The sequence below is a fragment of the Nocardioides sp. genome (genome assembly GCF_004803405.1).
Classification (GTDB): domain Bacteria; phylum Actinomycetota; class Actinomycetes; order Propionibacteriales; family Nocardioidaceae; genus Nocardioides; species Nocardioides vastitatis.
In genome coordinates, this window is sequence record NZ_SSXI01000059.1 from 1 (window position 1) to 8,249 (window position 8,249).

Sequence of the window (8,249 nt, forward strand, 5' to 3'; positions counted from 1 at the left end):
TCCGCCGCGGCACCCGCCGCCCACTCAACGCAGTCAGCTGAGCGCGCGCCGACCTCAGACGCGGCTTCCAGGCGGTTCCGGCCTCACCGGCTGTCCCGGGCCCCGGTCGATGCTCGAGTCGGTGCTCGAGTGGCCGTCGAGGTACGGCGGCCTCTCTTTGCGATGTCACGAACCACTGTCCAGCGGCAGGGTCAGCGAGAAGGTCGACCCCACGCCCAGGGTGGAGCTGGTGGCGATGTCTCCCCCCATGGCGCGGGCGAGCTGGCGCGCGATGTAGAGACCGAGCCCGGTCCCGCCGGTGGACATCACCATCGGGTCCTCCACCCGGTGGAACTTCTCGAAGATGCGCTCCAACTGATCAGTGGGGACACCCAAGCCACGGTCGGTCACGGTGACGCATCCCATGGTTTCAGTCTGCGTCACGACGACTGACACGGGTCGCTCGGCCGGTGAGTACTTGAGCGCGTTCGAGATCAGGTTGCTCGTGATCTGGACGATGCGGGTCGGGTCACCGACAACCTGGACCGGCCGAGACGCGGCGTCGATCCGCAGTCTGCCGGCTGCCGCCGCGAAGTCTTCACAGGTGCGAGCTACCAGCGCATCCAGATCCGCTCGCCCATTGGCCAGAACATGCCTCGGCTCATGGTCCGCGGTGATGACGGACGCGGCAAGCAGGTCCTCGACGAGTCGACCGAGGTGCTCGGCGCGGTCGACGATGACGTCCAGGGCGCGCTGACGCTTGTCCGGGGGCATCGTGTCCCCCCTCTTCAGGAGCATGTTGGCATAGCCCTTGATCGGCGTCAGGGGCGTGCGGAGCTCATGGGACACAGTGGCGATGAAGTCACTCTTCATTCGTTCGACCTGCCGCTCCGCGGTCAGGTCGCGGACGATGACCACGTCCCGCATCAGGATCCCGTCCTCGAAGGCGGCCGCGTGAGAGAACCGCGTGGCTCTGAGGTCGCCATCGGCACGGAGCAGTTCGATGTCGACACTTCCCTGCGGATTCTCAGGGGTGAGGGCGAGGGGGCGCTGTCCCTCTGCGAAGGAGGTGCCGTTCTCGACGTCGGACATCTCGACCTGGAGAACCTCGCTCAGCCGCGCCCCGATCGCGGCCTCTCCCGGGATGGCCGTGATCCGCGTCATCGCAGGACTCCAGACCTGGATGGTCTCGTCGCGTCCGAGTACGACAATGCCGTCGCCTGCCTGGTCGACGACCGCCCGGAGCTTGCTGGTCTCCTCCACGAGCTTGGTCATGTGATCGGCGTTCTGCAGACTCACCGCCAGGGAGGCCACGAGCGACCTCAGCGCCGTGAGATCGCGCGCCTGGAATCGTGTGCGATCACGGCGGCCCACGATCACCGTGCCGACACGCTCGCCGTCCACGGTCACCGGCGCCGTCATGACACGCGACCAGCCGGACGTCGTTCCGGCGGTCTCGACCGCCCGAAGCTCACGGTGCTCCGTCAGCGCCCGGACCTCGGCGGCGGCAGTGAACGGTCGCGGATCGGGTGACGACGCCGTCACCCTGAGTCCCACACCCTGCGAGAACACGATCATCGACACGGCAGCCTCGAACTCCTGGCTGACCATGTGCAGGAACGAAGCGGTCGCCGCGTCGCGACTCGGGCCGGAGGCCAAGACCTGAGAGAACGCCAACACCCGCGCGGAGCGACGTCGCTCCTCCTGCTTGGCCGCGGAGGCGCCGAAGGCGAATCGCAGGGCGACCGCCGGCAGCACCGCACAGGGGAGCAGCACAGGCGCGGCGACGGCCATGGCCAGCACCGTTCCCGTCGTGCCGATGGTTCCGATGATGGTCAGCACTGACAGGCGGGCATCCTCTCGGAGTACCTCTGCCGGCGTCGTCTCACCGATGGCGCTGAGAAGGAACGCCATGTGGACATGGTTCACGAGCACGAACGCCGTCGTGGCGACGACCATCGCCAGCACCAGTCGGACGTCGAATCGCCCATCCGGCGGCATGATGACGTGCACCAAGGCCGCGGTTGCGGCTGACGCGGACGCGTAGACGCCGAGGTTGTACAGCACCTTGATCGGGCTCAGTCGGCGGAGGAGATACGGCACGAGGATGCCGCCGAGGGTGATCAGTAGCGCGTGCGGGACCGGAAGGACCAGCACGCTCAGGAGCACCACCCCTTCGAGCAGGTTCAGCTCCTCGACGGTGTCCGCCTCGTCGTCGTGCCGCAGCCGTACGCCGACCGCCTCGACGCCGCACAGGCAGGTCATGCCCAGGAGCACGAGGTGCAGCCAGTAGCCGTCGATCCAGGCGATCTCGAACGGCGCCCGACCATGGGCGCCGAAGGTGAAGGCGACGACGGCCGCCGCGGCGCCCAGGAGCACCGCGGCGGCTACCACCTGATTGACGGTGGGCAGGCCCGATCCCTGGCGTGAGGGCGGCTCAGCCACCGGGGTCTCCGCCCTCTCCGGATCGACCCGGTCCGTCGCTGTCATCATGTGTCAGTCCGCCCTGCGAATGGACGCGTCAACGCCAGCTGACGACCCAGGCCCGGCCTTCCCATATCTCGCCGATCCACGCACGCCCCGCCCAGTCGTCGCCGACCCAGGCGCGCGCCGCCCAGTCGTCACCGATCCAAGCGCGCCCGGCCCAGTCGTCACCGACCCAGGCCCGCGCCGCCCAGGCGTCACCGACCCACGCCCGGGCGACCCATGCCCTCGCTGCCCACTCCTCCGACGTGACCTTCTCGTCGTCGCCCGAGGACGTCACCCACGACCGCCCCACCCAGGCTCGGGCGACGGGGTCGAGCTTCACCCAGGATCTGCCGACCCAGGCGCGAGCCTCGGGCGACAGCTGTTTCCACGCCGCAGCTGCAGCCTTGCGGTCCCCGTTGCCGATCGCGATCGCCACCGACCGCCACTGGCCGGGGGTGCCTGGCACGTTCGCCACCGGAGGAGAGAACTGTCGGATCTTCGGAGAGTCCGCCATCTGCAGGGCCGCCTGCAGGTCGATTCCACCGGCGCCGGCGCCGGTCCGCAGAGCGTCAGCCTGGTAGGCGGTGGCCGTCACCAGATGCTTGATCTGGGCCGGCCGCAGGTTGGGGCTGTCAGCCAGGATCGTCGCAACAGCAGCGGACGTCACGGCGGCTGAGGCCGAGGTCCCGGACCCGCGGACGTAGTCCGCAGCCACCCGAGCCCTCGGGAACGAGACGTCGACGTGACTGCCAGGCGCTCGGAGGCCGACCACGTGAACACCGGGGGCCACGAGATCCGGCTTGCCGACACCTTGGATCGTGGGCCCGCGGCCTGAGAACTCCGCAACCGTGTCGTCGGCCCGCGACGCGGAGAATCCGTCGTCGAGCCCACCTGCGGTCAGCAGGACGGGGTCGTTGCCCGGGCTCGCGACGACGCCGGGGGTCGGCCCGTCGTTGCCCGAGGCGACGACCACGGTGAAGCCGCGGTGCCACAGCCTGCGCAACGCCTGGTTCAGCGGATCGACCTGGTAGGGCAACGGGCTCCCTGAGGCGAGGGAGAGGTTGACGACCTTGGTGCCGTACTGGTCCGCAGTGTTCCAGACCTGCTGCAACCCCTCGAGCACCAGCGCCAGAGAGGTGCGCCCGCTGCCGTCGGCGACCTTGACGTCGAGGACTCGCGCCTGCGGCGCAACTCCTTGGAAGCGGCCGTCAGACGACTCACCGCTCCCGGCGAGGACGCCCGCCAGGTAGGTGCCATGACCGTAGTCGTCGCCGACTCCGGTCCCCGTCACGTCGATGTGGTCGAGCCGGCCGGCCAGGTCGGAAACGTCGGCGACCCCGGTGTCGACGAGCGCCACGGTGACGCCTGCGCCCTCCGATCCAGTCGACGCGAGACCCACGGTCTCGCGCACCAGCGCGCGCTGAGGGTCCGCGGTCGATGCCTCGGAGGCGAAGGAGACGGGACGGTCGGGAACGACGTCGTACCCCCCCGGAAGCTCCGCGCCTCTCGGCAGCTCGGCGACGACACCGTTGATCAGCTCGACCTCGGCACGGACTGTCCCACCGGCGGCCCTGACCTCCCGGGCACTCGCGGCCGCGTCGGGCCCGATGACGACCACCCGTCCGGTGACCTGCTCGGCGACCAGCGCCTGCGGTTCCTCCGTCGTGATGTGGGTGCCCGCCGCAGCGGCTGCCGCGATTCCGAGGGTTGTGAGGATGACGCTCATCCGTCGCCCCACCGCCCTCCTCCCGGGTAGGGGCCGTCGGTCGATGCTCTGTGACATGTCGATCCTTCTGGTCGTTTTCGGTAGGCGCCACGTCTTGCTGGCTGGTCGCCGGCGATGGACGCCGTGCACTACTGGAGCCGCTGCGATGCCCGCGTGGTCGAGCGGATCGCGGCGAGCTTGTCTCCGAGAGTGAGGGGCGTCGACGCTGCGGGCGCCTGGGCGTCCCCGCCCTGGGGTCGTCCCCCTTCGCGCATGGCTCTCAAGGCATCGCGCTCGGCGCTGATCTGCTGGTGCAGCTCGACCGCGTCATGCAGCGCCGCCTCGACCGTGCTGCCCGGACACGGCTTGGCGAGGAACCGGTAGATCTGGCCGTCGTTGATGGCCGCGATCGTCGACTCCATGTCCGACTGCCCGGTCAGGAGCATGCGGACCGTGTCCGGGTGCCTCTCCCGGACCAGGGCCAGGAAGGCTGCGCCATCCATCGCAGGCATCCGCATGTCTGACAGCACCGCCGCGAACGGTTCTGAGGTCTCCATCAGCTGGAGCGCCTCGACGCCACCGACGGCCGTGGCGACCTCGAAGCTGCGTCGGAGGTGGCGGCGAAGTCCGTCGAGGATCGCCGGCTCGTCGTCAACCAGGAGGACCCGCGGCAGTGATGGTTGGGAGGCGGCCGGGGCGGCGTCGCTGCTAGGCGGTGTCATGACGAACCTCCGTGGTGCTCGGGATCTCCGTGGTGCTCCGGATTCCCGTGAATCGGGATGCGGATGGTGAAGGTCGTACCGAGCCCTGGCGTGCTGTGCACGGAGACTCGGCCACCGTGTCGGTCGACGACCGCCCTGACGAGTGCCAGGCCCTGCCCCGTTCCCCGACCGACCTGCTTGGTGGTGAAGAACGGCTCGAAGATCTGGCGCTGGAGACGCTCGGGGACGCCTGCGCCGGTGTCGGTGACCGCGATGAGCGCGTCCGTACCGTCCTGCCGTGTGATCACGGTGATCGTCCCCGGCTCGCCCTTCTCCTCGATGGCGTCCGCGGCGTTGACCACGACGTTGAGGAACACCTGGTTCAGGTCAGCGATGCTGCAGGTGACCGGCGGCAGCTCACCCAGCTCGAGCCTGGCCTCCGCGATGTAGCGGAACTGATTCCGTGCGACGGTGACGGTGGCGCGCAGCGCGTCGTTCAGATCGGCGGGAGACTGCGCGTCGGTCCCTGGATGGCTGAACGTCTTCATGGCGCGGACCAGCGAGGCGACCCGTTCGACGCCGTCCAGGCTCTGCTGTATCGCGGAAGGCACCTCACGAGCGAGGTACTCGATGTCAGCGACGGCCTCGAGCCGTTGGATCTGGGCATGCCGCTCCGCCCACGGTGCGGACTCCGCCTCGGGGTCGAGCATCGCGCGGTACCCGCGCACCAAAGTGAGGATGGGACTGTAGGCCTCCGCCAGGAACCGGGTGTTGTCGCCGACGAACTGGATCGGGGTGTTGATCTCGTGAGCCAGCCCAGCCGACAGTCGTCCCAGCGCCTCCAGTCGCTGGCGGTGCTGGGTCTCCACCTCCTGTGCGTACCGCTCGGTCACGTCGACCATCACACCCACGACCCCGAGCACTCGTCCTCCCTCGTCCACCAGCGGACGGGCCAGGACCTCGACCATGACCTCGTCCCCCGCGAGCCTCCTGAGTCGGTACTGCGCCAACGGCGGGACCGGCTCGGAACGGACCTGCGCCAGCCAGGCGCCGAAGGCGTCGCGCTCGCTGCTGCTGAGAAAGTCCTCCAGCCGGGCGCCAACGGAGCGGACGACCCCGAATCCGCTCAACTTGCTCCAGGTCGGGGTGAGCGAGACCAGGCGGTCGGCCTGGTCCAGGTGGAAGACCACCGCGCCGGCGCCGTCGACGATGGTGTGGTACGACAAGACCGTGCGACGCAGCTCGAGCAGTCGTACGACCTGGCGGGCGAGCGCAGCCAGTGATGCCAGCTGTTCGGCATCCAGCGCGAGCGGGCCGTCCTGCGCCACGAAGATGCAGCCCAGGGTGAAGCCGTCGGGGGTGACACACGGGAAGCTCCGCAGATCGGCGTCAGTCCGACCCGGCTCGACATCCGTCGCGCTCGTCGGGGCCGTCGCGGCGTTCTGTGCGACGAACAGCTGCTCCCTGGTGTACGCGCGCCCGGCTCCGCCCAACAACGACTTGAACCACACGCGGTCGACGTCGAAGAACCCGATACCCGCAACCGGCGTCCCCGCGATCGTACGAGCCAGTTCCGCCAGGTCGTCGAAGCCCTGATCCGCTGGGGTATCGAGGATCGCGTACCGGGCGAGCGCGCGAAGACGGGCGCGCTCCTCGACCCCGTGCTGGCCGTCGACGGAGTCCACCAGCTGATAGTCGACCCGTGCGGCGCCGGCGAAGGCGACGTCGAGCTGACTAGGCATGGGCGGATGCTGAAGTCAGGTACTCGAGGACACGCAGCAGGTGATCTGTATCGATCGGCTTCGGCACGATGAAGTCGACGCCACCGGTCCACGCCTGCCAGGACTGCGCCTCGCCCGCAGCGGCGGTCACCATCACGACGGGTAGCTGAGGCCCCCCGTCGACGCGGCGGATCTCGGCCAGGACCTCGTGTCCACTCATCCCCGGCATCATCACGTCCAGCAGCACGCAATCGGGGCGCTCCGCCCGGATCGATGCCAACGCGCTGGGGCCGTCGGTGGCGAAGCGAACGTCGTGACCCTCCATCTCGAGGAAGTCGCTCACGTACTGACGGATCGCGGCATCATCATCGACAACAAGAACGACCGACATGGCGCATGTCCTCTCGTGGTTCCGTTCATGGTCGATGAGCCGTGCACGCTCACCGACCTTCGCGCCGCCCATCCCGTAGGGCGGGCCAAGGTCAAGCGCTTCCGCTTTCCTTGGTGGTCCCCATCGGCCACCATCTCCCGGTCATTAACCATCGGCGCCACGGCATCCGACCGTGGGGTCGCTCAGTGGACCAGCTGCGGACCAGCCGCAGATGAAATTGCGGATGAAGTCGGCGTCGGACCTCCCCAATGCCCTCAGGTGCTGCCACGTTGAGCCCCAAGCGGACGCGTCGCCTCGGCACGTCCGAGTTGTCCCCGCACCTACGAGGAGAATCTTTCATTGAGCGGCTTCTTCGACCGGTCCGCGTCCCCCCAGCGTCCCGGCAAGCACCGCCGGGGAGCGCGGTCGGTCCAACCCTCCGTCGTACGCGCCGGCGTCGCGTGCGCGGTGCTGCTTGTCCTCGTGATCGGGCTGCTCGCCGCCATCATGCAGAGCACCGTCACTGCGGCGGCGCCCGAGGACCCGACCCCGACGACGGGGCAGGAGGCGGCAGGTCCTGCGGCACAGCTCGACTGAAGAGAGGACTCGACATGGTCTGGTCACGCCTGCGCCGGGCGGGCGGCGGTGGAAGCGGCACACCGTCTCACCACGGCCACGCACTCGCCCTAGCGACGATCGCGATCGTGCTTGTGGCGACCTCGGGCGGCGCGATCGAACGGGCGGCCGCTGCGGCGCCGCCGCCCGCACCGACGATCGACGCACCTGCGTCCGGCGAGGTCATCACCGAGCGCCGGCCGGCGATCCGTGGCACAGGCGTGCCCGCCAACAAGGTCGCAGTGAGGCTGGCGGGTGCCGAGGTCTGCCACAACACGCCGGTGAAGCCGGACGGGACGTGGGAGTGCCAGCCCTCGACTGATCTGCCGGTCGGCAGAGTGAGGCTGGTCGCGGTCCAGGTCGACAACGGTCAGCTGGAGTCGCCGGCGGCGTCGGTGACCTTCCTGGTGGCACCGCCGGCGCCCGTGATCTCCACTCCGAGCCCGGGGGCGCGGGTCCGGGACCGGACGCCGCGCATCAAGGGCAGTCGTGCGGTCGCCGGTGCCCGCGTGCGGGTCTTCGACCGGGGTCGGCAGATCTGTGCCGCAGTGGCGCCCCGTAGCGGGCGGTGGTCGTGCACTCCCCGATCCGCTCTGCGGCGGGGCACTCATGTGCTGCGCGCCTCCCAGCGGTATCGGTCGGCCGACTCGCCGCTCTCGCCCAAGGTCGCGTTCCGGATCGTCGTGCCT

General features: G+C 69.4%; 7 protein-coding genes. 2 read left to right on the forward strand and 5 right to left on the reverse strand.

Annotation, left to right across the window (positions count from 1 at the left end; genetic code table 11):
* Positions 1 to 165: 165 nt before the first annotated feature.
* The 5 genes from E7Z54_RS03795 to E7Z54_RS03815 form a co-directional block, all read right to left on the reverse strand.
* Positions 166 to 2,424 (reverse strand): sensor histidine kinase, encoded by a 2,259-nt coding sequence (locus E7Z54_RS03795; RefSeq protein WP_136431676.1) that lies wholly within the window; start codon positions 2,422 to 2,424, stop codon positions 166 to 168.
* Positions 2,425 to 2,500: 76 nt separating this feature from the next.
* The gene (locus tag E7Z54_RS03800; protein ID WP_168798149.1) at positions 2,501 to 4,174 is read right to left on the reverse strand and encodes a S8 family serine peptidase; all 1,674 of its coding nucleotides are present in this window, start codon (positions 4,172 to 4,174) and stop codon (positions 2,501 to 2,503) included.
* Positions 4,175 to 4,302: 128 nt separating this feature from the next.
* Entirely contained in the window at positions 4,303 to 4,875 is a 573-nt protein-coding gene (locus E7Z54_RS03805) for a response regulator (RefSeq protein ID WP_136431678.1), read from the reverse strand.
* Positions 4,872 to 6,596, reverse strand: a complete 1,725-nt coding sequence (locus E7Z54_RS03810; protein ID WP_136431679.1) for a sensor histidine kinase — start codon at positions 6,594 to 6,596, stop codon at positions 4,872 to 4,874. The genes E7Z54_RS03805 and E7Z54_RS03810 overlap by 4 nt, the downstream gene beginning before the upstream one ends.
* Complete coding sequence (locus E7Z54_RS03815; RefSeq protein WP_136431680.1) at positions 6,589 to 7,038, reverse strand: response regulator; 450 nt, start codon at positions 7,036 to 7,038, stop codon at positions 6,589 to 6,591. The genes E7Z54_RS03810 and E7Z54_RS03815 overlap by 8 nt, the downstream gene beginning before the upstream one ends.
* A 267-nt stretch (positions 7,039 to 7,305) precedes the next feature.
* Between E7Z54_RS03815 and E7Z54_RS03820 the strand changes: the two genes are divergently transcribed.
* Both E7Z54_RS03820 and E7Z54_RS03825 read left to right on the forward strand, forming a co-directional pair.
* Positions 7,306 to 7,542: a hypothetical protein gene (locus E7Z54_RS03820; RefSeq protein WP_136431681.1), complete on the forward strand. Its 237-nt coding sequence runs from the start codon at positions 7,306 to 7,308 to the stop codon at positions 7,540 to 7,542.
* A 14-nt stretch (positions 7,543 to 7,556) separates the two neighbouring features.
* A partial coding sequence (locus E7Z54_RS03825) for a hypothetical protein (protein ID WP_206055987.1) occupies positions 7,557 to 8,249 on the forward strand: 693 nt, incomplete at its 3' end.

Coding starts and splice junctions, on each gene's coding strand:
- E7Z54_RS03800 (WP_168798149.1), bottom strand. CDS start 4,174: ATGAGCGTCATCCTCACAACCCTCGGAATCGCGGCAGCCGCTGCGGCG.
- E7Z54_RS03810 (WP_136431679.1), bottom strand. CDS start 6,596: ATGCCTAGTCAGCTCGACGTCGCCTTCGCCGGCGCCGCACGGGTCGAC.
- E7Z54_RS03815 (WP_136431680.1), bottom strand. CDS start 7,038: ATGGGCGGCGCGAAGGTCGGTGAGCGTGCACGGCTCATCGACCATGAA.
- E7Z54_RS03805 (WP_136431678.1), bottom strand. CDS start 4,875: ATGACACCGCCTAGCAGCGACGCCGCCCCGGCCGCCTCCCAACCATCA.